Source organism: Amycolatopsis sp. CB00013, assembly GCF_001905755.1.
In the GTDB taxonomy this organism is placed as follows: domain Bacteria; phylum Actinomycetota; class Actinomycetes; order Mycobacteriales; family Pseudonocardiaceae; genus Amycolatopsis; species Amycolatopsis japonica.
In genome coordinates, this window is the sequence record NZ_LIWC01000002.1 from 361,204 (window position 1) to 386,809 (window position 25,606).

Annotated in this window: 27 protein-coding genes; 16 read left to right on the forward strand and 11 right to left on the reverse strand. The window is 68.9% G+C overall.

Going from position 1 to position 25,606, the window contains the following annotated elements; translation table 11 throughout:
* The first annotated feature begins 35 nt into the window (after positions 1–35).
* From AMK34_RS42990 to AMK34_RS11655, 3 genes are all read left to right on the forward strand, one after another.
* Complete coding sequence (locus AMK34_RS42990; RefSeq protein WP_198941700.1) at positions 36–176, forward strand: hypothetical protein; 141 nt, start codon at positions 36–38, stop codon at positions 174–176.
* Between the two features lie 402 nt (positions 177–578).
* Positions 579–1,802 (forward strand): HNH endonuclease signature motif containing protein, encoded by a 1,224-nt coding sequence (locus AMK34_RS11650; RefSeq protein ID WP_073845161.1) that lies wholly within the window; start codon positions 579–581, stop codon positions 1,800–1,802.
* A 371-nt stretch (positions 1,803–2,173) separates the two neighbouring features.
* Positions 2,174–2,881 carry a hypothetical protein gene (locus tag AMK34_RS11655; RefSeq protein ID WP_073845163.1) on the forward strand — a complete coding sequence of 236 codons (708 nt, stop codon included), beginning with the start codon at positions 2,174–2,176 and terminating at the stop codon, positions 2,879–2,881.
* A gap of 2 nt (positions 2,882–2,883) precedes the next feature.
* On the opposite strand, the gene AMK34_RS42995 is transcribed toward AMK34_RS11655, so the two are convergent.
* Together AMK34_RS42995 and AMK34_RS11660 are read right to left on the reverse strand one after the other, a co-directional pair.
* The gene (locus AMK34_RS42995) at positions 2,884–3,039 is read right to left on the reverse strand and encodes a hypothetical protein (protein ID WP_158073286.1); all 156 of its coding nucleotides are present in this window, start codon (positions 3,037–3,039) and stop codon (positions 2,884–2,886) included.
* 51 nt (positions 3,040–3,090) lie between these two features.
* A complete protein-coding gene (locus AMK34_RS11660; RefSeq protein WP_073845165.1) occupies positions 3,091–3,585 on the reverse strand; it encodes a DoxX family protein in 495 nt (164 codons plus the stop codon).
* 80 nt (positions 3,586–3,665) lie between these two features.
* On the opposite strand from AMK34_RS11660, the gene AMK34_RS11665 reads away from it, so the two are divergent.
* Complete coding sequence (locus AMK34_RS11665; RefSeq protein WP_073845167.1) at positions 3,666–4,202, forward strand: TetR/AcrR family transcriptional regulator; 537 nt, start codon at positions 3,666–3,668, stop codon at positions 4,200–4,202.
* On the opposite strand, the gene AMK34_RS11670 is transcribed toward AMK34_RS11665, so the two are convergent.
* Positions 4,203–4,970 (reverse strand): SDR family oxidoreductase, encoded by a 768-nt coding sequence (locus AMK34_RS11670; RefSeq protein WP_073845169.1) that lies wholly within the window; start codon positions 4,968–4,970, stop codon positions 4,203–4,205.
* A gap of 167 nt (positions 4,971–5,137) precedes the next feature.
* Here AMK34_RS11670 and AMK34_RS11675 point away from each other — a divergent pair, with 167 nt between their 5' ends.
* The 3 genes from AMK34_RS11675 (at position 5,138) to AMK34_RS11685 (ending at position 8,304) form a co-directional block, all read left to right on the forward strand.
* On the forward strand, positions 5,138–6,655 hold the full coding sequence (locus AMK34_RS11675; RefSeq protein WP_073846258.1) for a trypsin-like serine protease: 1,518 nt from the start codon (positions 5,138–5,140) through the stop codon (positions 6,653–6,655).
* 75 nt (positions 6,656–6,730) lie between these two features.
* Positions 6,731–7,096, forward strand: coding sequence for a YciI family protein (locus AMK34_RS11680; protein WP_038508068.1), 366 nt, complete (start codon positions 6,731–6,733; stop codon positions 7,094–7,096).
* Positions 7,093–8,304 (forward strand): RNA polymerase sigma factor, encoded by a 1,212-nt coding sequence (locus AMK34_RS11685; RefSeq protein ID WP_038508067.1) that lies wholly within the window; start codon positions 7,093–7,095, stop codon positions 8,302–8,304. The genes AMK34_RS11680 and AMK34_RS11685 overlap by 4 nt, the downstream gene beginning before the upstream one ends.
* On the opposite strand, the gene soxR is transcribed toward AMK34_RS11685, so the two are convergent.
* On the reverse strand, positions 8,294–8,740 hold the full coding sequence (soxR, locus tag AMK34_RS11690; protein ID WP_038508065.1) for a redox-sensitive transcriptional activator SoxR: 447 nt from the start codon (positions 8,738–8,740) through the stop codon (positions 8,294–8,296). The genes AMK34_RS11685 and soxR overlap by 11 nt on opposite strands.
* A 52-nt stretch (positions 8,741–8,792) precedes the next feature.
* Here soxR and AMK34_RS11695 point away from each other — a divergent pair, with 52 nt between their 5' ends.
* The 3 genes from AMK34_RS11695 (at position 8,793) to AMK34_RS11705 (ending at position 11,405) form a co-directional block, all read left to right on the forward strand.
* Complete coding sequence (locus tag AMK34_RS11695) at positions 8,793–9,401, forward strand: antibiotic biosynthesis monooxygenase (RefSeq protein ID WP_241832755.1); 609 nt, start codon at positions 8,793–8,795, stop codon at positions 9,399–9,401.
* Complete coding sequence (locus tag AMK34_RS11700) at positions 9,398–10,222, forward strand: NAD(P)H-binding protein (protein ID WP_073845173.1); 825 nt, start codon at positions 9,398–9,400, stop codon at positions 10,220–10,222. Before AMK34_RS11695 ends, AMK34_RS11700 begins: the two co-directional genes overlap by 4 nt.
* 118 nt (positions 10,223–10,340) lie before the next feature.
* On the forward strand, positions 10,341–11,405 hold the full coding sequence (locus AMK34_RS11705; RefSeq protein ID WP_073845175.1) for a methyltransferase: 1,065 nt from the start codon (positions 10,341–10,343) through the stop codon (positions 11,403–11,405).
* Here AMK34_RS11705 and AMK34_RS11710 read toward each other — a convergent pair.
* Complete coding sequence (locus tag AMK34_RS11710) at positions 11,374–12,258, reverse strand: LysR family transcriptional regulator (protein ID WP_038508057.1); 885 nt, start codon at positions 12,256–12,258, stop codon at positions 11,374–11,376. The two genes, AMK34_RS11705 and AMK34_RS11710, sit on opposite strands and share 32 nt — an antisense overlap.
* A gap of 70 nt (positions 12,259–12,328) precedes the next feature.
* Between AMK34_RS11710 and AMK34_RS11715 the strand changes: the two genes are divergently transcribed.
* A complete protein-coding gene (locus tag AMK34_RS11715; protein WP_073845177.1) occupies positions 12,329–13,663 on the forward strand; it encodes an FAD-binding oxidoreductase in 1,335 nt (444 codons plus the stop codon).
* Positions 13,664–13,760: 97 nt separating this feature from the next.
* Entirely contained in the window at positions 13,761–14,942 is a 1,182-nt protein-coding gene (locus AMK34_RS11720) for an acyltransferase family protein (RefSeq protein WP_073845179.1), read from the forward strand.
* Between the two features lie 672 nt (positions 14,943–15,614).
* On the opposite strand, the gene AMK34_RS11725 is transcribed toward AMK34_RS11720, so the two are convergent.
* From AMK34_RS11725 to AMK34_RS11735, 3 genes are read right to left on the reverse strand one after another with little or no spacing between them, the layout of a single operon-like run.
* A complete protein-coding gene (locus AMK34_RS11725; RefSeq protein WP_073845181.1) occupies positions 15,615–16,031 on the reverse strand; it encodes a nitroreductase family deazaflavin-dependent oxidoreductase in 417 nt (138 codons plus the stop codon).
* 38 nt (positions 16,032–16,069) lie between these two features.
* Complete coding sequence (locus AMK34_RS11730; protein WP_038508050.1) at positions 16,070–16,420, reverse strand: PLDc N-terminal domain-containing protein; 351 nt, start codon at positions 16,418–16,420, stop codon at positions 16,070–16,072.
* 37 nt (positions 16,421–16,457) lie between these two features.
* Positions 16,458–17,117 carry an oxidoreductase gene (locus AMK34_RS11735; RefSeq protein WP_073845183.1) on the reverse strand — a complete coding sequence of 220 codons (660 nt, stop codon included), beginning with the start codon at positions 17,115–17,117 and terminating at the stop codon, positions 16,458–16,460.
* Between the two features lie 72 nt (positions 17,118–17,189).
* Between AMK34_RS11735 and AMK34_RS11740 the strand changes: the two genes are divergently transcribed.
* The gene (locus AMK34_RS11740; RefSeq protein WP_073845184.1) at positions 17,190–18,038 is read left to right on the forward strand and encodes a PaaX family transcriptional regulator; all 849 of its coding nucleotides are present in this window, start codon (positions 17,190–17,192) and stop codon (positions 18,036–18,038) included.
* Between the two features lie 10 nt (positions 18,039–18,048).
* Here AMK34_RS11740 and AMK34_RS11745 read toward each other — a convergent pair whose 3' ends face one another.
* A complete protein-coding gene (locus tag AMK34_RS11745; RefSeq protein ID WP_073845186.1) occupies positions 18,049–18,447 on the reverse strand; it encodes a RidA family protein in 399 nt (132 codons plus the stop codon).
* Between the two features lie 48 nt (positions 18,448–18,495).
* Here AMK34_RS11745 and AMK34_RS11750 point away from each other — a divergent pair, with 48 nt between their 5' ends.
* Positions 18,496–20,847: a bifunctional salicylyl-CoA 5-hydroxylase/oxidoreductase gene (locus AMK34_RS11750; protein ID WP_073845188.1), complete on the forward strand. Its 2,352-nt coding sequence runs from the start codon at positions 18,496–18,498 to the stop codon at positions 20,845–20,847.
* Complete coding sequence (locus AMK34_RS11755; protein ID WP_073845191.1) at positions 20,844–21,986, forward strand: acyl-CoA dehydrogenase family protein; 1,143 nt, start codon at positions 20,844–20,846, stop codon at positions 21,984–21,986. The genes AMK34_RS11750 and AMK34_RS11755 overlap by 4 nt, the downstream gene beginning before the upstream one ends.
* Here the strand turns inward: AMK34_RS11755 and AMK34_RS11760 are convergent.
* Together AMK34_RS11760 and AMK34_RS11765 are read right to left on the reverse strand one after the other, a co-directional pair.
* Positions 21,958–22,593 (reverse strand): DUF2306 domain-containing protein, encoded by a 636-nt coding sequence (locus tag AMK34_RS11760; RefSeq protein WP_083649841.1) that lies wholly within the window; start codon positions 22,591–22,593, stop codon positions 21,958–21,960. The two genes, AMK34_RS11755 and AMK34_RS11760, sit on opposite strands and share 29 nt — an antisense overlap.
* A 191-nt stretch (positions 22,594–22,784) precedes the next feature.
* Positions 22,785–24,173 carry a GH1 family beta-glucosidase gene (locus tag AMK34_RS11765; RefSeq protein WP_038508039.1) on the reverse strand — a complete coding sequence of 463 codons (1,389 nt, stop codon included), beginning with the start codon at positions 24,171–24,173 and terminating at the stop codon, positions 22,785–22,787.
* Between the two features lie 85 nt (positions 24,174–24,258).
* Here AMK34_RS11765 and AMK34_RS11770 point away from each other — a divergent pair, with 85 nt between their 5' ends.
* A complete protein-coding gene (locus AMK34_RS11770) occupies positions 24,259–25,506 on the forward strand; it encodes an ROK family protein (RefSeq protein WP_083649842.1) in 1,248 nt (415 codons plus the stop codon).
* The last annotated feature ends 100 nt before the right edge of the window (positions 25,507–25,606 follow it).

Sequence of the window (25,606 nt, forward strand, 5' to 3'; positions counted from 1 at the left end):
TGATTTCTTGTTGTCGGAAATCGGCGACGTCCTCCGTGAGCGGTTTCGCCGTGCTCAACCCGGCCTCCGGACCGTCGGCTCTTTACAGTGTCAATCTGCTGACCAGTGCGGCCGCCAAGATCGGCGACTTCCCGCTGCCGACCGGGGACGTCGCGGTGGAACTCGACGGTAGCTGAGCGGGGAACGCCGCTGTCCAGTGTCCAGTCTTCGGGCTGGGCACCGGATGGTGGTGTTCCGGGGGCCGGGGATCGGTAAGGATGCGATGATTTCTTGTCGCCGAAAATCGGCGACTTCCCGCGGCCAATCGGGGACGTCGCGGTGGCGCTCAACGGTAGCTGAGCGGGGAACGCCGCTGTCCGGTGTCCGGCCTTCTCGCTGGGCACCGGATGGTGGCGCTTGGGGGGTTCCGGGATCGGTAAAGCTGCGACGATTTCTTGTTGCCGAAAATCGGCGACCGCCACTGTCAGTCCCACTGAATCTTCTATTGCCGAAAATCGGCAATGCGTCTGTCGTTCGTGGGGCCGGGAATTGTCGGTGGTGGGTCGTATGTTCGTGGGGTGGATACACATTCCGCGCCTGTGGCGCTCGTGGAAAGCCTCACCGATCCCGAGGTGCTGGCCGCGGTGAACGATGCCGCGAATATGTTGGACGACAAGGATTCCGTGGCGTTGGCGCAAGCCGCGTCGGCCGGGATCGCACGCCTGGAAGCGGTCCGGTTCCGGGCGCTCGCGCAGTTGAACCGGCATCGTGAGGGCGTGCGGAGTGTGGCGCAGGAGGTCGCGTTCGCATTGTCTGTCACGGACAATCATGCGGGCGCCATGGTCGCCGCCGCGGACGCGCTGACCACCCGCCTGCCCCGCACGTTGAATCTGATGGACGAGGGGAAACTCGCCGGGTTCAGTGCGATGAAGGTCGCGACGGCCACCGCGTGGCTGTCCGACGAAGATGCCCATGCGGTCGACGCCGTGCTGGAAGACCGGATCGGGGACAAGAACCCGGATCAGGTCCGGAAGGCGGCCAACCATGCTGCGAACACGATCGATCCCGAGGGCGCCGGTAAACGGGCCGAGCGGCATCGTGAAGGTCGTCGTCTCACGTTGCGGCAGGGCGAGACAGGGGTGGCGTCGATCGAGGTCGAGGATGGGCCGGTGGAGAAGGTCGCTGCCGCTTATCAGCGGATCGACCGCGAAGCACGCGCTCTCAGAACCGGTGGCGAGACTCGTACTCTCGACCAGCTCCGCGCCGATGTCGCGCTCGATCTTTTGCTCGGCGGCCAAGGCGGCACGAGCGAACGCAGCGAAGTGTTCCTCTACATGGATTTGTTCACCTATCTCGGCCTGAATGACGATCCGGCGGAGCTGGCGGGGCATGGCACGATCCCCGCCGCGCTGGCGAGGGAGATCGCCGAGGGTGGGAACAGTGCGTTGCGGCGGATCGTCACCGATCCGCTGTCCGGCCAGGTTCTCGATCTGGGCCGGGACCGGTACCGGCCCAGCGCGGGTTTGGCCGAGTTCGTGCGGGTGCGGGACCGCGAATGCCGAAGACCCGGCTGTCACCGACCCGCCCAAGCCTGCGACATCGATCATGCGGTGCCGTGGCAACACGGCGGCCACACCACCGATACCGACCTCATCGACCTCTGCCGCCGCGACCACCGGTTGAAGGACGAACCCGGCTGGACCTACCACCTCGCATCCGATGGCACCCTCACCATCACCACCCCCACCGGGCAGCGCTACGACAGCACACCACCGCCCCTTCACGGACCCCGCCCGGCAGCCGACGAGCCACCACCGTTCTGAGCCGTCGCCGGAAAACGGCAACGGGGGCTGGGGCTTCAGCGTTCCGGGGGATTGCCGGAAAACGGCGGCAGGTGGGCTGGATCCAGCCGCAAACCGCCACTGGCGAGTCTCGCTGTTCCGACCTGTCACCAGAAAGCGCGACGGTCGGACAGCTGGGCCTGACCCGAAAGCTGCGGTGACAGGCCTCTCTGTTCGGGTGCTGTCGGAGAACGGCGACGAGCGAGGACTTCAGCCGCCGACATCCTGCACTCGCCGAAAAGCGGCAACGGGCAGGCCACTGCAACCACTCAAGAACTCCACCCACGGTCTGACCCGCGAAATCGGCCCCTGACCCGATCCGCCCCCCCCACCGCCGACGGCACGCTCACAGCATGGAAACCGACCACGTCTTCCCCGGCCGCCGCATCGCCGCGGTCTCGATGATCCTCGCGCCACTTCTGCTGCTCACCGGAACGCTACTGCGGTCACCCTTCAACTTCTTCTTCCCCGACCAGCTGAAAGCGATGAGCGAGCATCCCGCGCTGATGACCGCCGCGTACACGTGTTTCCTGGCGGGCAATGTCCTGCTGTTGCCCGCGATGGTCGCGCTCGCCACGAAGATCGGCCGTACCAGGCCCGCGTTGGCCGCGTGGGGCGGCCTGTTCGTCCTTTTCGGACTCTTCGAGCGGACCTTCCACGCCGGGATCGACCAAGCCGCCCTCAGCCTTGCCGAACGGCGTGGAGCCGGGTTCGCCGCGAGTGTGGTCAGCGAGTCGTACCAGGATCTGCATCTGTTCAGTTTTCTGTCGTTCACGATCATGTTCGGCTGGTACATACTCGCGTTCGCCGCCTATCGGGCGAAAGTGCTCGGTGTCGCGGGGTCGATCGGGATGGCGACGATGGGGCTTCTGCCGCTCGGTGTTCTGAAAGGCACCGAAATCGTGTCGATCATCGGCACCGCCGGGCTTTGTCTCGCGTTGGTTCCGGCCGGTGTCCGCGCATTACTGGAAAGTCCCAAACCGAGCCGGCGGACGATGTTGCTCGCGGCGATCGCCGTTCCGATTCTGGGCGGCCTCGCCTTCGCCAGCGCGCTGGGCTGAGCTCAGGCCAGTCGTGCGGGCGCTTTCCTGTCACCGGATTCGTGTTCGCGCCCCGCCGGGAGGCAGCTCATCAGCAGTACGACACCGACAGCACCGAGAAGCATGTGCCCGGCGAGGATGCACAGCCCACAGAATCCGATCCACAATGAGATCTTCATTCTCAGAGGGTAGGGCGGTTCTCCGAGAAGGGCCCCGAACTTGGGAAAGACTTAAGGTCTCCTTTGGGAAAAGGGTCTGTCCGGCGTACGTGCGTAATGCACCACCAGCGAAACCGTCGCGGCCAGGAAGACCACCTGCATCAGGCTCCGCGGCACCAGTTCGTCCATCGTCGAGGTCACCGGGCCGTGCAGCGCCTTGTACACGTTCGCCGGGAACATCCCCAGCAACAACAGCGTCAGCCCGGCGGACGCCCACGGCGCGGTGCGCGACCACAGCACGCCCGCGGCGCCCGCGAGTTCGAGGACGCCGGTGACGGTGACCAGCAACTCCGGCGCGGGCAGCGCCGGCGGCACCATCGCGACGAGTTCCTCGCGCATGCCGATGAAATGCGCGAGGCCGGTGGTGACGAACAGGGCCGCGACGCCGCCGCGCACGGCCACCGGCCAGGGTTTGAGCCGCTGGACGCCGAAGACGCCCAGCAGGGACAACGTCGCCGTGACGGCGATCAGCATCAATACGGGTACGAGACCGGGATCCATGACCATGCCTCCCAAGCAGCAGCGAATCTTTCCACTGACAAGATGCGCTGTTGCAGCCCATCTTGTCAATGACTAGATTCATCGTCATGAGTCCCTACCACCACGGCGACCTCCGCCGGGCCGTGCTCGACGCCGCCGTCGCGGCCATCACCGAACACGGCTCGGCGGGGATCAGCCTCCGCGACCTCGCCCGGCGCGCGGGGGTCTCGCACGCCGGGCCGGTGCACCATTTCGGCGACAAGGCCGGGGTGCTCACCGCGCTGGCCGCCGAGGGGTTCGACCTGCTCGCGGACGCGCTCGCGGCCGAGGGCGACCGGGGCTTCGTCGAGGTCGGAGTGGCGTACGTGCGCTTCGCGATCGAGCATCGCGCGCATTTCGACGTGATGTTCCGCCCCGAGCTCCATCGTGAGGACGACGAGGCGCTGACCACCGCCCGTGACCGCGCGGGGGCCCTGCTGACCAGTGGCGCGTCGTCGGTCAGCGACGACGCGATGGCGGGGGTCGCCGCGTGGTCGTTGATGCACGGGTTCGCGAATTTGTGGCTCACCGGCGCGTTGCGCGCCGAGCTCCAGGAGGATCCGGACACCGCCGCCCGCGCGATCGCCCGGATCCTGTTCCCGTGATCAAACCTGCGCGGTGGGCATCACGGTGACCTGCTGGAGGTTCACCCGTGCCGGGAGCGAGGTCAGGAACGCCACGGTCTCGGCGATGTCCGCCGGCTTCAACCAGGTCAGCGTCTCGCGCACGCCGTCCAGCCACTCCAGCGCACCGGCGTCGGTGACGTGCCCCTGCAGTTCGGTCTCGACCAGGCCCGGCTCGATCGCCGCGACCCGCACGCCCTTCGGACCGAGGTCGGCGCGAAGGTTCTTCGACAGGTGCGTCACGTAGGCCTTCGAAGCGACGTACACGGCGAAGGACGGGAAGACGGCCTGCGCGCCGATGGATGAGGTGTTCACCAGGTCCGCGACGCCCTTCTCGGCCGCCGAAGCGACCAGTTGCGGGACGAAGGCGCCGATGGCGTTCATCAGACCCGTCATGTTGACGTCGATCATGCGCTGCCAGTCGCCGGTGGCGAGTTCGTCGATCGGCGCGGCCAGCATCACGCCGGCGTTGTTGAACAGCAGGTCCGCGCGGCCCAGTTTCGCTTCGACCTCGGCCGCGGCGGCCCGCATCGCGTCGGCGTCGGCGACGTCGGCCGCGAGCACGAGCGCGGTGCCGCCATCGCGTTCGATCTCCTTGGCGAGGGTTTCCAGCCGGTCGGCCCGGCGGGCGACGAGCGCGACAGCCGCACCGGAGGCGGCTAGCCGCCGAGCGGCCGCTTCGCCGATCCCGCTGGACGCTCCGGTGACGACGGCGACCCTGTTCGCGTGCGGTGCCGGGGAGTTCGTCATCTCTGTTTCTCCTAAGTGGACTCGGGGTGACAAGTCCAGGAAACCGGGCCGCGCACGGAGATGGCACGGTCTGTTCAGCCTGGGTCCGGCAGTACCAGTCAGACCGCGCACGGAACTGTTACGTGCTCATCGAGTTCCGCGGACACGGACCGGCCAGCGTGATCCGCATGCGAATCCGATCCCTCGCGCTCGCGCTGACCCTGATGACGGCGACCGCCGCCCCCGCGGCGGCCGTCATCGGCGGCACCGAGTCCGCCACGCCCTACGACTTCATGGTCTCGCTTCAGTACGACTCTCCCCGCCCGGACGGTCATCGGTGCGGGGCGGTGCTGATCGCGCCCCAGTGGGCGGTCACCGCCGGCCATTGCGCCAACACCCCGAACGGTGCGACGGCAGGCGTCCCCCGCGGCTGGAAGGTCCGCGTCGGCTCGCTGGACACCACCGCCGGCGGCGAGGTCACCGACATCGACAAGTTCTACCGGCGCCACCTCTCCTACAACCCGCCCGGCGAGGACATCGCGCTGCTGCACCTGCGCGAACCCGTGCGAGCCAAGCCCATCCGGCTCGCCGGGAGCTCCCCCGCCGTCGGGACCTCCGTCCGCATCCTCGGCTGGGGCGCGGCCTCGACCGGCTGCGACGACTTCGCCGACCCGAAGTGCTTCCCGGGCAAGCTGCGTGAAGCGGATACCGAGGTCGTGCCGCTCGACCGCTGCTGGGACGACGACGGGAGCACCCTGCCGCTGTGCGTCGGCCGCACCGATCCGCCGGTCGGGCCGGGAACGACGGATTCCGGAGGGCCCGCCCTGATCCGTTCGGGCGATGGCTGGGCGCTGGCGGGAACGGTCATCGGACCGGGTATCCGGGGCGCCGACTTCCCCGACATGTACACCGACGTCGCGAAGAACTCGGCCTGGATCGACGGCATCATGACCGGAACCGACGTCCCGCCGGACGACCCCGGCCCGAACGTGGAGGGCACGGCCGCGGTGGGCGACTGCAACGGCGCCGTGGTGCGTGCCCCCGTCTCGCGTCCCGAAGACCCGGCGCTGGTGCTGACCAACGGCCATTGTGTACCGAGCGGGCGGCCCGCACCGGGGAAGGCACTGATCGACCGGCCCGCCGACCTGCCCCGCCCGGTCACCATCGCCGGCCGGGACGGTTATCCGAAGGCCAGTGCCCGCGCCACCCGTCTGGTCTACGCGACGATGACCGGCACCGACGTCGCGCTGTACCGGCTCGACAAGACCTACGCGCAACTGGCCAGGGAGGGCGCGAAGGTCTTCCGGCTGACCACCAGCCCGATGCTCGCCGGCGACCGGCTGCTCATGTCCTACGCCAGCGGCCGCCCGAAGTGCACGATCGAGGCGGTGGTGCCGCACCTGCGTGAGGCGGGGTACCAGCAGGACGCCGCGGTCCGCTACGCCGCGAGCGACACCTGCGTGAGCAGGCCCGGCCTCTCCGGCTCGGCGCTTCTGTCTCTCGACGGGAACACGGTCATGGGCGTCAACAACACCCACAACCGGGACGGCGAGAGCTGCACCGAGGGCAACCCGTGCGAGGTCGGCCGGGACGGGACCGTGACCGCGGTGAAGGGCCGCGGCTACGGCCAGCAGGTGCACCGGATCGCGGCCTGTCTGACCCAGGGATCCCGGTTCGACCTGCGACGATGTGGCGGGAAGAAATAATTCCCGTCGGCTGTCGAATCGGCGGGACGCCCTTCGTATAGGGAGTGAAAGACCCACTCGGACGAGGAGGACGCCATGACCCAGTACCTGATCAGCCTGTATCAGCCCGACGGCCCCATCCCGCCGCCGGAATTCCTCGAACCGATCGCCCGCAAGATCCAGGCGCTGAACGAGGAGATGCAGGCCGCCGGCGTCTGGGTCTTCGCCGGTGGGCTGCACCCGCCGACCACGGCCACCGTGCTGCGGGCCAAGGAGAACGGCGAGATCGCGATGACGGACGGCCCGTACGTCGAGGGCAAGGAGCATCTCGGCGGTTTCACCATCGTCGAGGCACCGGATCTGGACGCCGCGCTCGACTGGGGCCGCCGCGTCACCGAGATCACCCATCTCCCGGTCGAAGTCCGGCCGTTCCAGGGCGACGAAGGTCCTACGTGCGTATGACCACCGAAGACGTCGGTCGCGTCTTCGCACAGGAGTACGGCCGCGCGGTCTCCGTGCTGGTCCGCGTCTTCGGCAGCATCGACATCGCCGAAGACGCGGTCCAGGACGCTTTCGCCGAGGCGGTGGACCGGTGGCCGTCGAGCGGTCCACCGCCGAGCCCGGCGGGCTGGATCATCACGACCGCCCGCAACAAGGCCATCGACCGCCTGCGCCGGGAAGCCGCGCGCGACGACAAACACGCCCAGGCCGCGCTGCTCAACGCGGACAGTGAACCAGTGGAGGAGGGTCCCGTGCGTGACGACCGTCTACGGCTGATCTTCACCTGCTGTCACCCCGCGCTGGCCGTCCCCGCGCAGGTCGCGCTGACGCTGAAACTGCTGGGTGGCTTGACCACCGCCGAAATCGCGCACGCGTTCTTCGTCCCCGAAACGACGATGGCCCAGCGGCTGGTCCGGGCGAAGGGCAAGATCCGCGACGCGAAGATCCCGTATCGCGTCCCCGGCGACGCCGATCTGCCGGACCGGCTGCGTTCGGTGCTCGCCGTGATCTACCTCGTGTTCAACGAGGGCTACGCGGCCAGCTCGGGTGAGCGGCTGGTGCGCGAGGACCTGTGCGCCGAAGCGATCCAGCTCGGCAGGCTGCTGGCGGGCCTCATGCCCGACGAACCGGAGGCCACCGGGCTGCTGGCACTGATGCTGCTCACCGAATCGCGCCGCGCCGCGCGCACCGGCGAGGACGGCGACGTCGTGCTGCTGGCGGAGCAGGACCGATCACAGTGGGACCAGGCGCTCATCGCCGAAGGGCAGACGCTGGTCCGCGCCTGCCTGCGCCGGAACCAGCCGGGGCCGTACCAGATCCAGGCGGCGATCAACGCCGTCCACAGCGACGCCGCCGACACGGCGAGCACGGACTGGTCGCAGGTCGTCGAGCTGTACGACCTGCTGCTCGCGATGAACCCGACGCCGGTCGTCGCGCTCAACCGGGCCGTCGCGGTCGCCGAACTGCGCGGCCCGTCACTCGCGCTCGGCCTGATCGACGCCCTCGACCTCGCGGGATACCACCTGTACCACGCCATCCGCGCCGATCTGCTGCATCGCGCGGGCCGTCCGGCGGAAGCCGTCCAGGAGTACGAAGAGGCGATCCGGCAGGTGGGCAACAGCGCCGAAAAACGGCTGCTGGAACGAAAACTGGCCGTGCTCAGTCGGTGATCAGCCGCGCCGGGCCGGGCCCCTTGGCGGCGAGGAAGTCGCCGGGGTTCACCAGCACGCACTGGTCGAAGGACAGGCAGCCGCAGCCGATGCATTCGGTGAACCGGTCCCGCATGCACTCCAGCTGCTCGATGCGCTTGTTCAGCTCGGCGCTCCAGCAGGCGGATGCCCGCCGCCAGAACGCGTGATCCGGCGCGGCGCCTTCGGGCAGGAAGTCGAGTACGCCGCCGATCACCTCGAGCGGGATGCCGAGATGGTGCGACGCGCGGATGAACGCGACGAGGCGAAGCGTGCTCCGGGGGTAGCGCCGCTGGTTTCCGCTGGTCCGCCTGCTGCTGATGAGGCCCTGACGTTCGTAGAACCGCAGGGCGGAGGTGGCGACACCGCTGCGCCGCGACAGCTCCCCGATGGTGAGTTCGGCCGGGAGTTCGGACATGTCCCTGATCCTAGCTTGACTTGAACCCTTGTTTAAGTTTCATGCTGGAGGCATGACAGTACAGGGGACCTCCGAAATGACCATCCACAAAGGACATTGGCCGACGCCCGATGACGCGACCGTCGCGGTGGCGCGGGAATGGCCGGACGCCGACGCGGCACGGGCGGCGTACAAGAGCCACGAAGGGCTCGTTTCCTTCACCGCGTACGAAGGCATCGGCCACGACGGCGCCTTCACTTACGAGCAGTGGACCAGCGAAGACGCCATCCGGGATCTCGACGGCGCGCCCGTGTTCCGGCTCTACCGCGGACAGCGCCGCGAGGGGACGCCCGGCTGCCTCGTGATCGTCTCGGTCGAATTCGAGGGGCCCGACGAGCGGCGGCAGCGCGACTGGATCGACCTCGTCTTCGAGGCGATGGCGTCGGAACCCGCGCTGCCGGAGGGCGGGATTTCGGGGTTCTTCCACGTGAGCACCGATGGGACCAAGGTGCTGAACTACGCCGAATGGGCGAGCGTCGAAGCCCACCTCGCCGCGCTCGCGGCCCCGGGCGCCGACGGCATCGGGACGACGGACGTGTGGAAGAAGGTGCAGACCTACCCGGGGATGTCGGGCGGGTCGGTCAAGCGGTACCGCCCGGTCTTCTCGGGGGTGGCGGCATGAAGCCGATCCTGGTCGCCGGCGCGACGGGCAACGTCGGTTCGCAGGTGGTCGCCCAGCTGCGGGAGCGGGACGTCCCGGTCCGGCCGCTGAGCCGGAATCCGCCGCCGGACGGCGTTCGCGGCGACCTGGCGAAACCGGAAACGATCGCACCGGCGCTCGACGGCGTCGACACCGTGTTCCTGATGCTCTCCGGCGCCGCCGAGGCCCTGGTGCCGACGGTGTCGTTGCTCGGGGAACGGGTGAACCGCGTGGTGTTCCTTTCTTCGGGCGCCGTCGACGATTCGCTGACGGAGCAGGACAACGCCATCGGAGCCTGGCATCGCACCGTCGAGGAGGCGATCGAAGCCGCGGGCGTGGAGTGGACCTTCCTGCGGCCGCACGCCTTCGCGACCAACACCCTCGGCTGGGCGCCGTCGATCCGCGCGGACGGCGTCGTCCGCGGCGCGTACGGCGAGGCGTCGATGCCGCTGATCCACGAGAAGGACATCGCCGCGGTGGCCGTCGAAGCGCTGACCGGCGACGGGCACGCCGGAGCGAAGTACACGCTCACCGGAACGCGACCGCTCACGCAGGCCGAACAGGTCCGCGTCATCGGCGAGGCCGCGGGCCGCCCGGCGCGCTGGGAGGAGCTCCCGCTCGACGAGGCACGTGCCGCCCTGCTCACCAGGATGCCGGACTTCGTCGTCGACACGATGCTGACCGGATTCCGGGGACTGGTGACGAAACCGGGAGAGGTCACCTCGACCGTCCAGGACGTCACCGGCAGGCCGGGGCTGGACTTCGAGGTCTGGGCGGCCGATCACGCCGCGTCGTTCCGCTAAACTCGGTTTCGTGTCGACACCGGTTCATGCCGCGGTGGTCCACTAACCGCCGTTCCTGAAATCACCCCACGGAGCCCGCGGGGTCTCTTCGCCGCGGGCGAAAACAGGAACGGAAACCATGAACCCCCTGTCCACAAGGGACGGTGGTCGGCGCTGGCTGACCACCGTCGGCACGAAACGCCCCGAACGTCTCGTCGACGTCAACGATCGCCTCACCGCCGACGAGGCGTTCCGGCTAGCCGTGTCCGGCACCGGACTCGTCTGGTACGGCGACTTCCCCGGCGCGCGGAACCTGCTCGCCGCGTTGTCCCGGCGCTGCGGTACGACGGCCGGGAAACCCTTTCAGGAGCAGCGGAACCAGCGGTCACGCCGGGCACGGATCCTCGGCAGGCTGCTGGTCCCGCTGGACCCTGGCCACGTCCTGCCGTTGCGCCGCGGGCCGGACGTCCGCGAGGCCTGCACCGAGGTCTACGGGCCGTCCGAAACCGCTTCGCTGGTGTCCTTGCGCGAGCTGCTCGGTGTCGTCGGCGCGCACGAATGGCGGGTGAAGGGCGTCGAGATCCCGGCACTCGGCGCGAGGATCCATCCGCACCATGGGGTCTTCTCCCCCGTCCGCGGCGAGTACGTCGATCTGGTGGCGAGAACTCCCTTGCCCACCAAAGAACTCGCCTTCGACATCGGCACCGGGACCGGTGTGCTCGCCGCGGTCCTCGCACGTCGGGGAGTCGAACGCGTGGTGGCGACGGACAACGAACCCCGCGCGCTCGCCTGCGCGCGGGAGAACTTCGAGCGCCTCGGTTGCACCGGCACGGAAACCCTTGAAGCGGACGTGTTCCCGCCGGGCCGCGCACCGCTGATCGTCTGCAATCCGCCCTGGCTGCCCGCCCGCGCGCACACCCCGCTCGAACGCGCCGTCTACGACCCGGGAAGCCGGATGCTGAAGGCGTTCCTCGACCGGCTGCCGCGGCATCTCGAACCCGGCGGGGAGGCGTGGCTGATCCTCTCCGACCTCGCCGAACTTCTGGGCCTGCGCCGGCGCGAAGAACTCCTCGACGCGTTCGAGCGGTCCGGTCTCGAAGTGCTGGGCAGGGAGGACATCCGGCCGAGACATCGACGAGCCGACACGAAGGAGGTGACCTCGTTGTGGCGGCTCACAACCCGAGCAGCGCCCGTGCCTGACTGATGAACACGCGGGCGGCGGGGCTGACCGGCCCCTCCGTCCGCCAGGCCAGCGCCAGTTTCGCGCGCAATCCGGCAGGCCGCGTGATCTTCATGGCGTGCAGTTTCGTGTAGTGCGTCGCCAGCGACATCGGCACCACGGCGACCCCGAGACCGCGTCCGACCAGTTCGGCGACGACGTTCGGATCGCCCGCTTCCAGCGTCACCCGCGGCTGCGCGCCGTCGGCGAGGAACGCCGCGTCGACGATCGCGCGCATGCCGGTGCCCTTCGGCAGGCTCACCAGCGACCGGCTTTCCAGTTCCGACAACGTGATCGTGGCCTGCCCGGTGAGCGGATCGTCCGGACCGGAGATGGCGACCATCGGCTCGTCGAGGACGACCTCCAGGCCGATCCCGGGCGGCGGTTCGCCGGAGACGCCGATCAGCGCGACGTCGAACCGGCCGTCGGCGACGCCCGCGAGCAGGATGTCGGAGGTCGCCTCGGCGAGCGTGATGTCGACGGCCGGATGACGCTCGTGGAAACGCGCGAGCAGATCCGGCAGGTTGACCGGGCCGCGCGAGGACACCATGCCCATCGCGACCTGGCCGCGGACCAGGCCGGTGAGATCGTCGACCGCCTGCCGCACCCCGGCGACGGCGGCGAGCGCGGCCCTGGCGTGCGGGAGCGCGGCGGCGCCGACCTCGGTGAGCCGCACCGCCCTGGCCGACCGGTCGAGCAGCGGCTGCCCGAGCTCGCGTTCGAGGCGGCGGATCTGGGCACTGACGCCGGGCTGCGCGACATGCAGCCGCTCGGCGGCGCGGGTGAAGTTCGCCTCCTCGGCGACCGCGACGAAGTATTCGAGCTGACGCAGTTCCATAAGCGATGATTATAGTTGCCAGACAAACAAGATCTTGGACTTCTGGCCGAATCGGGATCAAGCTGGTCGCATGACCACGATGCTCCGCTCCGGCGACCCGGATTACGACAACGAACTCGCCGGTTTCCAGACCGCGGTACCCCGCCGACCCGACGTCATCGTGCCCGCCGCTTCGGCCGCCGACGTCGTCGAGGCCGTCCGTCACGCCGCCGAGCACGATCTCCCGATCGCCGTCCACTCGACCGGGCACGGTGTGGGCGTCCCCTTCGAGGGCGGCGTCCTCGTCACGACGCACCGCATGACCGGTATCCGGATCGAAGACGGCATCGCACGGGTCGACGCGGGCGTGCGCTGGGGTGCGGTCATCGAGGCGGCCGCGAAACACGGGCTCGCGCCGCTGAGCGGTTCCTTCCCCGGTGTCGGCGTCGTCGGCTACACCCTCGGCGGCGGGTTCAGCCTGCTCGGCCGCAAGTACGGGCTGGCCGCCGACCAGGTGACCGCGATCGAGGTCGTGACCGCCGACGGCGAACTCCGCCGCGCCACCCCGGACGCCGAAAGCGAGCTGTTCTGGGCGCTGCGCGGCGGCCGCGACAACTTCGGGATCGTCACCGCGCTGGAGTTCCGGCTCGTCCCGGTCACCCGGTTGTACGGCGGGAGCCTGCAGTTCGGCACCGAATCGCTGTCCGCCGTGCTCCACGCCTGGCGAGACTGGGCGGCGGACCTGCCGCGCGAGATGACGTCGTCGCTGGGCATGGTGCCGATGCCCGACCTGCCGATGGTGCCCGAGCCGCTGCGCGGGCAGCACGTCGCGCAGATCCGGATCGCCTACCTCGGCGATGCCGCCGAGGGCGAACGCCTGGTCGCCCCGCTGCGCGCAGCCGCCCCCCTGCTGGGTGACACGCTCGCCGAGATCCCGTTCACCGAATCGGGGAAGATCGCGAACGAGCCGCCGTTCCCGCACGGCTACCGCGCCGACAACGCCACCGTGTCCGAACTGGACGACACGATGCTCGACGCGATCCTCGAACACGCCGGCCCCGGCGCCCCGGTGCCGACCGTCGTCCTGCTGGACCTGCTCGGCGGCGCGCTGTCCGACCTGCCCGAGCACCCCGGCGTCGGCTGGGACCGTGAGGCCCGCTTCACCGTCCGCGCACTGTCCGTAGTGGACGACGCGGGCATGGCCGAGATCAAGGCGGCCCACGGGAAGCTGTTCGACGCGCTGAAGCCCAAGTCGACCGGCAAGCTCCTGACCTTCGTCTACGGCGACAGCGGCGCGGGCGACGAAGCGGCCAAGGTGTACTCCCCGGCCGATCTGCGGCGGCTCGCCGAGGTCAAGGCGGCCGTCGATCCGGCGAACCGTTTCCGGCTGACCCATAACGTCGAACCCGCGCGTGACGCTGGGTGATCTCCGAAATCCGCTGGTAGGAGGCCCCGAGCCGGGGCGAGGGCACAGTGGGCGGCACCCGTATACTTCCGGGCCGATACCGCCATTAGGGGGCACTGTGCGCACTTTGGACCATGACGAGTTCCTCGCCATGCGTCGGTTCCCCGCGCTCGACGGGCTGCGCGCGATCGCGGCCACCATCGTGATCCTCTTCCACTTCGCGGGTCCGAAGTGGAGCTGGCTGTCCGGCTGGGTCGGTGTCTACATCTTCTTCGTGCTGTCCGGTTTCCTGATCACGACCCTGCTGCTGCGTGAGCAGGACCGGACCGGCCGGATCTCGCTTTCGGCGTTCTACCTGCGGCGGGTGTTCCGGATCCTGCCGCCGTACCTGGTGATCCTCGGCGGGATCATCGTGTTCGTGTGGCTGCGCGGGGAGTTCTTCACCCGCGAGTTCCCGCACGCGCTGAAGTACTACCTGACCTTCTTCAACGAGTTCTTCCCCGCCAGCAGCCCGAACGGCCCGGACAACTTCTTCAGCGGCTCGTGGACGCTGGGCATCGAAGAGAAGTTCTACCTGTTCTGGCCGTTCCTGCTGGTGGTCGCGGGAGCGGTCGGGCTGGCCGCGGCCTGGCGCAAGCTCGCGCTGGCGTTCGCCGCGTTCGCGCTGATGGCCGGGCTGGTCGGGGTGACCAGCGGCTGGGTGCTCAACGGGCCGCAGGTGCCGATCTACCGCTCGACCGTGCACTACGCGATCCTGCTGATCGGCTGCGTGCTGGCGATCGCGATGCACTACCGCCGGTCCTACGCGGTGATCAAACCGCTGACCCATCCGCTCGCGGCGATCCCCGTGTTCGGCGCTTTCGCCCTGCTGCACGTCAACATGGAAAGCCTGTGGTGGGAGACCGGCAGCAACCTCGGCCTGCTGATCGCCTACGGCCTGCTCTCGGCGATGTTGCTGGTGGTGCTGGTCTCGCCGGGGCCGCTTCGCTGGCTGCTGGCGACGAAGGTGATGCGGTTCGTCGGTGAGCGCTCGTACTCCCTCTACCTGCTGCAGGGCCCGGTGCATTTCGCCGTGGTCGCGGCGATCCCGCCGCTGGGCGAGCACCGGATGATCAGCGCGCTGACCGTGTTCGCGGTCGGGCTCGGGATCGCGGACCTGATCCACCGCTGGGTGGAGCAGCCGATGATCCTCACCGGCAAGAAGCTGATCGCGCGCCGCCAGGAGCGCAAGGCGCTGCGCGCGGCCGAAGCCGAACTCAAGCGGCCGAACGCCGTCGAAGCCCCCAGCGGCGCGCGCTGACCCCCTCGCGTTTCGTCCTCTGGATGCGGTGGTTGCACGCGCAAGTACCGCGTCGGTGCGACGGAACACGCGAGTGCGGCCTCCAGTCACGCGAGTTACGTCCCTGATCACGCAAGTCACGCCTTTGCTCACACCGCGCGCCTGTGTGCCTAGTCTGTGAAGGCCTCCTTGAGGGACTCTGGGTCCCTCAAGGAGGCCTTCATTTGTGTACCTACGTCCGACCTGCGTGGGAGCAAGAGTCCGGTTGCCGTCGAGGGATGACAATGAAGGAATGGGGACATTGAGCGTCCCGATTCCTTCATCGTCGCGGTGGCCGTCCTGGTCTTGAACCTTGATCGTGCCGGTCGCGCCCCGGGGGTGGACGACCGAGTGGGGAAGATCCTGGACGTTGGACGGCCGGAATCTTCCCCACTCGCCCAAGACGACAGCCAGCATGAGCTTCACTGCCCGCCTGCCTCACCGATGGGGTCGACCGTGGAGGATTCAGGACGCACAACGTCCCGAATCCTCCACACTCGGCCCCGGCCACACCAGCGGGTCAGCAAATACGGGTTCACCAAGGAGGCCTTCACGGCATCCGATGCGGTGAAAGGAGCCTTCGGCCCACGCACGACAGCGACAAAAGTGGCTTTCGCGACCTTCGGTCCGGCCGCCCCAGCGGCGCGCGCCGAATCAGCGCGAGATGGTGACGATCGGGATCACCCGGTCGGTCTTCTGCTCGTAGTCCGCGAAGCCCGGCATCAGGCTGGTCATCAACGCGTACAGACGGTCGCGCTCGGCGCGGTCCTCGAGGACGACGGCCGCGGTCGCCTCGAACTTCTCCGTGCCCACCTCGACGGTGACCTTCGGGTTCGCGACGATGTTGTGGTACCAGGCCGGGTTCTTGTCCGCCCCGGCGTACGACGCGGCGACGATGTACTTGCCGTCCTCCTGCCCGTACGCGAGCGGCGACGTGCGCGGTTCGCCGCTCTTCGCCCCGACGGTGGTGAGCAGCAGCAGCGAGCCGCCCTCGAACGGTCCGCCCACCTTCCCCTCGTTCTCGCGGAACTCCTTGATGATGTTCTTGTTCCAGTCGAGTGCTTCGGACATTCTTCTTCCTCCAGTGTCGATCTCTCCGCCGAGGCTACTCAGCCTTCACGGGCCTTGCGGCGCTGCTCCTCGGCGCGTTCCCGGCACTTACGGAGGAACTCTTCGTCGTCGGCCGCGCTCGTCGCGGCGAAACGGCCCGGACGGTCGTACTCCGGGAACGCCGGCGTCTCCCTTTCGTACCGTCCACGCGGCGCGCGGGCGGTGTGCTGCGGACGCCCGGCGACCAGCCAGACGATCGAGCCGATCAGCGGGACGATCAGCACCAGCAGCAGCCACATCCCCTTGGGCATGTTGCGGCACGATCCCTCGTCCGTGGTGATCACGTCGACGATGCAGAAGATCCACAGACCGAGCGTGAGAACGCCGAAGAAACCATTGAAATACAGCATCGAAAGACTCCCCAGTTCCAGATGACCGGGGTAAGTCTTAGCACAGCAGGGCGTCGAGAATTCCCGCGGCCACTTGCCGCGCCGACGCTTCCCCGGGGCAGTGTTTCGGCCCTGCTCCGAACGGATGCTCCGACAGGTCCACCTCGACCACCTCGCCGCCGACCCACCGCCGGGTGATCCGGACCGGCGGATCGTCACGCAAGACGCGGTCGAGCAGGCTTTCGACGTCCTCACCGGGCCGATGGGCGGCCAGCGCCTTGCCGAGCAGTTTGGCCGTCGCGTCGCAGGCCTGCACCAGGAGCCCGATCCGCGCGGCCGTCCGCTCGTCGACGGCACCGCCGCAGGCCTCGACCAGCCGCCGCATGGCTTCCTCGGCGTCGTCCCCGATTTCCGTATGCGGGTGGTACGCGCCGGAAAGCGTCGCGATGTCGCGGGAAACGTCGGGCAGGCCTAGTTCCGCGGCGAGTACGGCGACCGGAACCCGCTCCACCTCGTCCCGCATCACCTTGGCGAGCGCGAAAGCCTTGTCCCGCAACGACCCCATCGGCGCCAGCTCGGTGAGCACGAGCGCCCGCCGCCGCGCGTGGTCCTCCGGGCGGCTGAACCGGGCGACGTTCGCGCGCAACCACCGGACGCCGCCCGGTTCGACGTCCCGGGGCACCGGCGGAACGGGGGCTTCGATCAGGGGATTCTCCATATCGTGACGCTAAGTGCGGAACGCTTCGGTCACGGCCGAAACCTGAGCTCATCGTCGTTGTATGGTGACCGGGTGACGGCCGTGTCGGAGGCAACCGAAGTCGACGGCGCGGGGCGAACGGCGCAACCGCGCCAGTTGATCGTGACCGTGTACGGCCTCTACTCGCGCGGCGAGGGCGGCTGGCTCTCCGTCCGCTCCCTGATCGACCTGCTGGCCGGTGTGGACGTCGAGGAACCGGCCGTCCGGTCGTCGATCTCCCGGCTGAAGCGGCGGGGGATCCTGTCCGCGGTGCGCCGCGACGGGGCCGCCGGGTACGAGCTTTCCGAGACCGCGCTGGCGATCCTGCGCGAAGGCGACGAGCGGATCTTCCGCCGCGAACGCGCCACCCCCGGCGACGGCTGGCTGCTCGCGGTGTTCTCCGTCCCGGAGGCCGAACGGCACAAAAGGCACGTTCTGCGCACGCAACTGGCCCGGCTCGGCTTCGGGACCGCGTCGTCCGGCGTCTGGATCGCGCCCGCGCATCTGCGTGACGCGACGTCCGACATGCTCCGGCGGCTCGAACTCGAGGGCTACGCCGATCTCTTCCACGCCGAGCATCTCGCGTTCGGCGACGTGCGGGAGAAGATCCGCGACTGGTGGGACCTCGACCAGCTCGAAGCGCTGTACACCGCCTTCGTCGACGAGCACGCGGCCGCGCTCCGGCGGTGGCAGCGGCGCAAGACCACGGACGAGGCCGAAGCGTTCGCCGACTACGTCCGGGTGCTGACCGACTGGCGGCGGCTGCCCTACCTCGACCCGGGCCTGCCCGCCGAACTGCTGCCGCCGGGCTGGGCCGGGATCCGGGCCGCCGATCTGTTCTTCACGCTGCACTCGCGACTGGGCGAGGCCGCGGCCGCGCATGTTTCGCGGACCCTGCTCTAACGACACTGCCCTAAACGACCGCGAAGCCCTGCACCTCGACCAGCGCTTCCACGTCCCAAAGCCGGCTGACGCCGATCCCCGCCATCGCGGGGTACTCGCTCCCGGCCAGCCGCTTCCACACCGCGCCGATCTCGCGCGCGTGGGCCCGGTAGTCGTCCATGTCGACGATGTAGACGGTCACGCTGCACAGGTCCGACGGCTGCCCGCCCGCCGCGCGCAACGCGGTCAGCAGGTTGGACAGCGCGCGTTCGAACTGCTCGACCACGCCGTCGCCGACGATGCGGTTCTCCTCGTCCAACGCCGTCTGACCGGCGAGGAAGACGAACCGGCCACTCGCCGCGACGGCGTGCGAGAAGCCGGAGGGGCGGCCGAGTTCGGGCGGGTTGATGCGCTCCATACGGGTCAGCATATCCCGTATCGTTGACGGTCGTACATACCGCGACATACCCTGAGCGACGTGCGTATCGCGGTGTTAGGCGGCGGCCCGGCGGGGCTCTACTTCGCCACGCTGGCGAAACAGCTCCATCCCGATCACGAGATCACCGTCTGGGAGCGCAACGCGCCCGACGACACCTTCGGGTTCGGGGTGGTGTTCTCCGACGAAACCCTCGGCGGCATCGAGCACGCCGATCCGGTGATCCACGCGGCCATGCGCCGCGAGTTCGCGCGCTGGGACGACATCGACGTCCACTTCCGCGGCACGGTGCACACCTCCGGCGGGCACGGGTTCGCCGCGATGAGCCGTAAACGACTTCTCGGCATCCTCCAGGAACGCTGCGCGGAGCTCGGCGTCGACGTCCGGTTCCGCACCGAGGCGCCGAGCGCGGCCGAGGCGAGCGCCGAATACGACCTCGTCGTCGCGGCGGACGGCGTCAACTCGCCGACCCGCAACGCCCTCGCCGAGAGCTTTCGGCCGAGCCTGCAGACCCGGCGCTGCAAGTACATCTGGCTCGGCACGGACCTCGTCTTCGATGCCTTCAAGTTCTACGTCCTGGAAACCCCGCACGGGATCATGCAGATCCACGGCTATCCGTACGGCGACACCGCGAGCACGTTCATCCTCGAACTGCACGAGGACGTCTGGCAGCGCGCGTTCGGCGAGATCGCCGCGACCTCACTGGCGCCGGGCGAGAGCGACGAGAAGTCGATCGAGGTCATCCGCGAGCTGTGCGCGGACGTCCTCGGCGACCACCAGGTGTTCGCCAACAACTCGAAGTGGACCGCCTTCGCCACCGTGCGCTGCGCGAGCTGGCGGCACGAGAACGTCGTCCTGCTCGGCGACGCCGCGCACACCGCGCATTTCTCCATCGGTTCCGGAACGAAACTCGCCATGGAGGACGCCCTCGCGCTCGCCGCGTGCCTGCACGAACAGTCCGATATGGACAGTGCGCTCGAAGCCTATGAAGCAGAACGAAGGCCGGTCGTCACCTCGACCCAGCGTGCCGCGCAGGCGAGCCTCGAATGGTTCGAGAACATGGGCCAGTACACCCATCAGGATCCGGCGCAGTTCGCGTTCAACATCCTCACCCGCAGCCGCCGTGTCACCTACGACAACCTCCGGCTGCGCGATCCCGAATTCACGGCGGAACTCGACAATTGGCTTGCGTCCACTGTGGACTGCGAGGTTCGGCCGCCGATGTTCCAGCCGTTCCGCATCGGGAACCTGGACCTGCCGAACCGCGTCGTCGTCTCGCCGATGGACATGTACTCCTCCGAAAACGGCGTCCCGACCGACTTCCACCTGGTACATCTGGGAAGCAAGGCGCTCGGCGGCGCCGGCCTGGTGATGACGGAAATGGTCTGCGTCTCCGAGACCGGCCGGATCACCCCGGGTTGCGGCGGCCTGTACACCGAGGAACAAGAGCGAGCGTGGAAGCGGGTCACCGATTTCGTCCACGGGCATTCGCCCGCGCGGATCGGTGTCCAGCTCGGCCATTCCGGGCGCAAGGGTTCCACGAAACTGATGTGGGACGGCATCGACCAGCCGCTCCCCGAAGGCAACTGGGAGATCTGCGCCCCGTCCGCGATCCCGTACAGCGAAGCGAACCAGACCCCTCGCGAACTCACGAAGGCCGAACTGGACGGGATCCGCGACCAGTTCGCGGAATCCGCCCGCGCCGCCGCCCGCGCCGGATTCGACCTGCTCGAACTCCACTGCGCGCACGGCTACCTGCTGTCGTCCTTCGTCTCGCCGCTGACCAACCGGCGCACCGACGACTACGGCGGCTCACTGGAGAACAGGCTGCGCTTCCCGCTCGAAGTCTTCGACGCCGTCCGTGCGGCGTGGCCTGCCGAGCGGCCGATGACGGTCCGCATCTCCGCGACCGACTGGTACGACGGCGGGATCGACGTCGACGACGCCGTGGAGATCGCCCGCGCGTTCGCCGAGCACGGCGCCGACGGCATCGACGTGTCGACCGGGCAGGTCGTCAGCGAGGAGAAACCCGAGTACGGCCGCAGCTACCAGACTCCGTACGCCGACCGGATCCGCAACGAGATCGGCCGCGAGTACGGAGTCGCGGTGATCGCCGTCGGCGCGATCTCCTCCTACGACGACGTCAACTCGCTGATCCTCGCGGGCCGCGCGGATCTGTGCGCCCTTGGCAGAACCCACCTCTACGATCCACAGTGGACACTGCACGCCGCCGCCGAGCAGGGCTACCCGATGCCGTGGCCGAAACAGTTCGCGGCGGGCAGCCGGAAACCGCAGGGCGGCCGCACCGACGGGCCGAAACCACGGCTGGAACTGCTGCGCTCGGGGGAACCCGGCACCGCGCACGCCCGCTGGCGACCTGGGAGCGACCGATGACCGCCTTCGCCTTGAGCCCCGAGCAGCAGTCTTTCGCCGAAGAAGTCCGTCGGCTGGGCGCCGAAAAGCTCCGTCCGCTGGCCGAATCCGGCACCGAAGGCGCGGTCAACCGGCCGCTGCTCAAAGAAATGGGCGCGCTCGGCCTGCTCGCCCGGCTGTTCCCCGGGGTCGACGGCGGCAGCCCGAGCCGGGAGGCCGCCGCGACGGATCTCTGCATTCTGCGGGAATCCCTGGCCAGCCAGAGCACCGAGGCCGAGACGGCGTTGGCGCTACAGGGTTTGGGCACGTATCCAGTGCTGCAATCCGGGCAGGACTCGCAGGTCGCGAAGTGGGTTCCCGCCGTGGCAGCGGGCGACGCCGTGGCCGCTTTCGCGCTCACCGAACCGAACGCGGGTTCGGACGCGGCCGCACTGGAACTCGCCGCCGAACCCGACGGCGACGGCTGGCGGCTCACCGGCGAGAAGATGTGGATCTCCAACGCCCCCGAGGCCGATTTCTACAGCGTTTTCGCCCGCACCACACCGGAAGCGGGATCGCGCGGGGTCTCCGCGTTCGTCGTCCCGGCCGATCGAGCCGGGCTGTCGGGCGAGCACCTCGACCTCGTCAGCCCGCATCCCATCGGCACCCTGGTCTTCGACGGCGTCCGCGTCGAACGCGACGAACTGCTCGGCGAGCAGGACCGTGGCTTCGGCGTGGCGATGCGGACGCTGGACCTGTTCCGGCCGAGTGTCGGCGCGTTCGCCGTCGGGATGGCGCAGGCCGCGCTCGACGCCGCCGTCGCCCACGCCCAGACCCGGGTGGCGTTCGGCGGGCCACTGCTGAAACAGCAGACCGTGGCGCACACCCTCGCCGAAATGGCGACCCGCACCGAAGCGTCGCGCCTGCTCGTCTACGCCGCGGCCGCCGCGTACGACGCGGGCGAGCGGAACCTCGCCGGCCGGGCCGCGATGGCGAAACTGTTCGCCACCGAGACCGCGCAGTACGTCGTCGATTCGGCCGTGCAGATCCACGGTGCCCGGGCGCTGCGGCGAGGGCATCTGCTCGAACACCTCTACCGCGAGGTCCGGGCGCCGCGGATCTACGAAGGCGCGTCCGAAGTGCAGCGGACGATCATCGCGCGATCGCTGGCTTCTTCTTAGCCGGACGCCGGTCGAGGTGCCACTGCGTGGCGAGGAGGACCAGCGTCGGGCTCAACCAGGCGGTGATCGCCGAGACCGACTGCAGGTAGGCCAGCCCGCTGCCGCCGAACGTGGTCGGGATCAGCGGCTCCAGTGAGATCATCGCGATCGGCCCGACCACCCGGCTGACGATGATCGACATGGTCAGCGCGAAACTGCGGACCATCCAGCGGCGGTGGTCGGCGAACCGGCGCTGCCGTGCCGCGCGCCAGCCGGCGAACGTGCAGGCCAGCCACAGCACCCCGGCCACGACGTTGGCCACCCGCGTCGTCGGGCCGAACGGGCTCATGGCGCCGACGGTCAGCGCCATCAATCCGGCCGGGAGCACCCCGGCGAAGACGTACACCCGGCCGAGCTTCCGGTGTACCGCCGGATACTTCGCCCGGAACCACGGCCAGATCTGGAGCAGCGCGGAGATCATCGCGATCGAGCCGAACAGCACGTGCGCCGAGAGGAACCAGTAGTGCGACGTGAACCCCGGCGGCTGCGGCACCCGCGATTGCGACGGGTCCAGCGACAGATACGGCGGCATCGAAAAGGCCAGGAACACCACGACGATGACGGCCATCGGCCCCACCCAGGGCCTTCGCCACCACGGTTTCCGTGGCGCCGTCTCCGGCTGGTCACGTCGTTCTAGCCTGACGGTCATCACTGTCCCCCACGGTTTCCGGTACCGGCAACAACTTCCGCTGCCGAACCTAGAACGCCGGGCCATCGGGAAGAATGGAGCGGACCGCCGGTTCGATGGTGGAGCAGGCCCTACCGCCGGCTGCCGCGCACCCGGTGGACGACGTCGCGGTAGGCCAGCCCGCTCTGCTTGATCGTCCGCGCCTGCGTCTCCCGGTCGACCCGGACCAGGCCGAGCCGTTTCGCGTAGCCGTACGCCCATTCGAAACTGTCCAAAAAGGACCAGGCGAAATAGCCGCGGACGTCCGCGCCCGCCTGCCGCGCGGCGGCCGTGGCGGCGATGTGCGCGGACAGGTACGCGGCGCGGTCGTCGTCGCGGACGAACCCCGTCTCGTCGGGGACGTCGGCGAACGCGGCGCCGTTTTCGGTGACGTAGAGCGGCAAGCCCGGGTAATCCCGGCCGATCCGGACGAGCAGTTCGGTGAGCTTGTGCGGCAGGATCTCCCAGCCCAGCACCGTCGACGGCACTCCGAACGGGACCTTGCGGAACGCGGGCAACCCGAAATGCTCCACCGCGTTCCCGTTCTCCTCCACGCCGGAGTACCGCGTCCCGAAGTAGTAGTCGACGCCGAGGAAATCGAGCGGTGCCGCGATGATCGCCGGATCCCACGGCTCGGACGGCAGGCGGATGCCCTGACGCGCAAGGGTCTCGAGGACGTCCTCCGGGTACCGGCCGTGCACGAGCGCGTCGAGGTAGAACCGCGTGCCGAGCCCGTCCTCGAAGCGGGCGGCTTCGCGATCGGCCTCGCTGGGCGTTTCCGGGTCGGCGGTGCTCAGGTTGAGCGTGATGCCGAACTTCGTGCCGGGTTTCGCGAGTTCACGCATCCGCCGCACCGCGAGACCGTGGCCGAGCAGCAAGTGATGCGCCGCCGCCATCCCCGCCTTCGCGTCCCGGCGGCCGGGCGCCATCACGCCGTGGACGTACCCGTGCATGGCCGTGCACCACGGCTCGCTCAGCGTGGTCCAGTGGCGGACACGATCGCCGAGCCGCTCGAACACGAGCATCGCGTAATCGGCGAACCGGACGGCGGTGTCGCGCGCGGGCCAGCCGCCCGCGTCTTCGAGATGCTGGGGCAGATCCCAGTGGTACAGCGTCAGCCAGGGATCGATGCCGTTGTTGAGCAGTTCGTCGACCAGCCGGTCGTAGAAGGCGATCCCGGCGGGGTTGACGCCGCCGCGTCCGCGCGGCTGAACGCGGGGCCAGGAGACGGAGAACCGGTAGGTGTCGACGCCGAGTTCCTTGAGCAGGGCGATGTCGGCGGGCATCCGGTGGTAGTGGTCGCAGGCGATTTCGCCGGTGTCACCGTTGTCGACCGACCACGGCGACTGGGCCCAGGTGTCCCAAATGGACGGTGTTCGTCCGTCTTCGGAGACCGCGCCTTCGATCTGGTACGCCGAGCTGCCGACCCCCCACCGGAAGTCCGGCGGCAAGGAGCCGATGAGCTCGTCCTCCCCCGTCATGACCCTCTTCCCGCCTTATTTCACCAGTTGATACATGGCGGAGGCTAAGGTCGTGGGGCATCCTGGAAAGGTCCGCCGCCATAAGATGGGTATCCGCATGCCTGCCAAGCGCACCACCGTCCGTGACCTGCGGCGGCACAACCGTTCCCTCCTCCTGTCGAAACTCTACTTCGACGGCCCGCTCAGCCGCCATGAATTGAGCGGTCTGACCGGTTTGAGCGCCGCGACCGTCAGCAACGTGACCGCCGAACTCGGCGAAGAACGCCTCATCATCGAGGCCGGCCTGGTCGAATCCGACGGCGGCAGGCCGCGCGTCCTGCTCCGCGTCGACCCGGCGTACGGCCATGTCGCGGGCGTCGACATCGGCGAGACCGGGGTGAAGGTCGAGCTGTTCGACCTCACCATGAACCGGCTCGCCACCGTCGAACATCCTCTCGCCTCCCGGCGCCCCGACGCGGCCGCGGCGGTCACCCAGGTGGCGTCCGGACTCCGGGAAGTGATCGCGGAATCGGGGATCGACGAGTCGACCGTGCTCGGTGTCGGCGTCGGCGTCCCCGGCACCGTCCAGCAGGGCGAGGCGCTCCGCGTGCACGCGCCCACCATCGGCTGGAAAGAGGTTCCGCTCACCGAACTCCTGCGCGCGGAGGGCGTCGAGCTGCCGCTGTTCGTCGACAACGGCGCGAAAACCCAGGGCCAGGGCGAAATGTGGTTCGGCGCCGGCCGTGGCGCCCGGCACGCGGTGATCGCGCTGATCGGCTCCGGCGTCGGCGCGGCCGTGGTCACCGACGGCACCACGTACCGGGGTTCCACCAGCAGCGCGGGCGAATGGGGCCACACGACGATCGTCTACGGTGGGCAGGAATGCCGCTGCGGAGCGCGCGGTTGCCTGGAGTCCTACGTCGGCGCGGAGGGCGTCCTCGCCCGCTATCGCAAGGCGCGCGGCGGAAAGACGGCGTCGGACGAGGACGAGCAGACACAGTTCGCGGCCCTGCTGGAATCGGCGGGCAAGGCCAAGGCCGCGGCCAAGGTGCTGGAGGAGACCGCGGGTTACCTCGGCGCCGGGATCGGCAATCTGATCAATCTGTTCAACCCGGAGCGGATCGTGCTGGGCGGCTGGGCGGGGCTCGCGCTCGGCGAGCACTACCTCCCCGAGATCCGGCGGGTGGCGGGCGAGCACGCGCTGGCGCACGTGTTCGACCAGACCGAGATCGAACTCGGGCAGCTCGGGCCGGACGCCGTCGCCATAGGAGCCGCCACCCTCCCGGTCGCCGCCCTCCTGGAGCAGGGTGCGGACCCACGGACCGCCGGGTCGAAGCGGGGGACCGCCGCCTGACCTTAATTCGAGGTCGAAAAATACGTCTTGTCGCAATGGTTGAGACCATGCATACTTTGTTGTCAGGCACAACAAAGTGGTTTCCCGCCTGCGAAGAGAG

What these genes read in the sequence shown, in the direction of transcription:
- AMK34_RS11655 (WP_073845163.1), top strand. Translation starts at nt 2,174, where the DNA reads ATGGAAACCGACCACGTCTTCCCCGGCCGCCGCATCGCCGCGGTCTCG.
- AMK34_RS42995 (WP_158073286.1), bottom strand. Translation starts at nt 3,039, where the DNA reads ATGAAGATCTCATTGTGGATCGGATTCTGTGGGCTGTGCATCCTCGCC.
- AMK34_RS11660 (WP_073845165.1), bottom strand. Translation starts at nt 3,585, where the DNA reads ATGGTCATGGATCCCGGTCTCGTACCCGTATTGATGCTGATCGCCGTC.
- AMK34_RS11665 (WP_073845167.1), top strand. Translation starts at nt 3,666, where the DNA reads ATGAGTCCCTACCACCACGGCGACCTCCGCCGGGCCGTGCTCGACGCC.
- AMK34_RS11670 (WP_073845169.1), bottom strand. Translation starts at nt 4,970, where the DNA reads ATGACGAACTCCCCGGCACCGCACGCGAACAGGGTCGCCGTCGTCACC.
- AMK34_RS11675 (WP_073846258.1), top strand. Translation starts at nt 5,138, where the DNA reads ATGCGAATCCGATCCCTCGCGCTCGCGCTGACCCTGATGACGGCGACC.
- AMK34_RS11680 (WP_038508068.1), top strand. Translation starts at nt 6,731, where the DNA reads ATGACCCAGTACCTGATCAGCCTGTATCAGCCCGACGGCCCCATCCCG.
- AMK34_RS11685 (WP_038508067.1), top strand. Translation starts at nt 7,093, where the DNA reads ATGACCACCGAAGACGTCGGTCGCGTCTTCGCACAGGAGTACGGCCGC.
- soxR (WP_038508065.1), bottom strand. Translation starts at nt 8,740, where the DNA reads ATGTCCGAACTCCCGGCCGAACTCACCATCGGGGAGCTGTCGCGGCGC.
- AMK34_RS11695 (WP_241832755.1), top strand. Translation starts at nt 8,793, where the DNA reads ATGACAGTACAGGGGACCTCCGAAATGACCATCCACAAAGGACATTGG.
- AMK34_RS11700 (WP_073845173.1), top strand. Translation starts at nt 9,398, where the DNA reads ATGAAGCCGATCCTGGTCGCCGGCGCGACGGGCAACGTCGGTTCGCAG.
- AMK34_RS11705 (WP_073845175.1), top strand. Translation starts at nt 10,341, where the DNA reads ATGAACCCCCTGTCCACAAGGGACGGTGGTCGGCGCTGGCTGACCACC.
- AMK34_RS11710 (WP_038508057.1), bottom strand. Translation starts at nt 12,258, where the DNA reads ATGGAACTGCGTCAGCTCGAATACTTCGTCGCGGTCGCCGAGGAGGCG.
- AMK34_RS11715 (WP_073845177.1), top strand. Translation starts at nt 12,329, where the DNA reads ATGACCACGATGCTCCGCTCCGGCGACCCGGATTACGACAACGAACTC.
- AMK34_RS11725 (WP_073845181.1), bottom strand. Translation starts at nt 16,031, where the DNA reads ATGTCCGAAGCACTCGACTGGAACAAGAACATCATCAAGGAGTTCCGC.
- AMK34_RS11730 (WP_038508050.1), bottom strand. Translation starts at nt 16,420, where the DNA reads ATGCTGTATTTCAATGGTTTCTTCGGCGTTCTCACGCTCGGTCTGTGG.
- AMK34_RS11735 (WP_073845183.1), bottom strand. Translation starts at nt 17,117, where the DNA reads ATGGAGAATCCCCTGATCGAAGCCCCCGTTCCGCCGGTGCCCCGGGAC.
- AMK34_RS11745 (WP_073845186.1), bottom strand. Translation starts at nt 18,447, where the DNA reads ATGCTGACCCGTATGGAGCGCATCAACCCGCCCGAACTCGGCCGCCCC.
- AMK34_RS11755 (WP_073845191.1), top strand. Translation starts at nt 20,844, where the DNA reads ATGACCGCCTTCGCCTTGAGCCCCGAGCAGCAGTCTTTCGCCGAAGAA.
- AMK34_RS11760 (WP_083649841.1), bottom strand. Translation starts at nt 22,593, where the DNA reads ATGGCCGTCATCGTCGTGGTGTTCCTGGCCTTTTCGATGCCGCCGTAT.
- AMK34_RS11765 (WP_038508039.1), bottom strand. Translation starts at nt 24,173, where the DNA reads ATGACGGGGGAGGACGAGCTCATCGGCTCCTTGCCGCCGGACTTCCGG.
- AMK34_RS11770 (WP_083649842.1), top strand. Translation starts at nt 24,259, where the DNA reads ATGGGTATCCGCATGCCTGCCAAGCGCACCACCGTCCGTGACCTGCGG.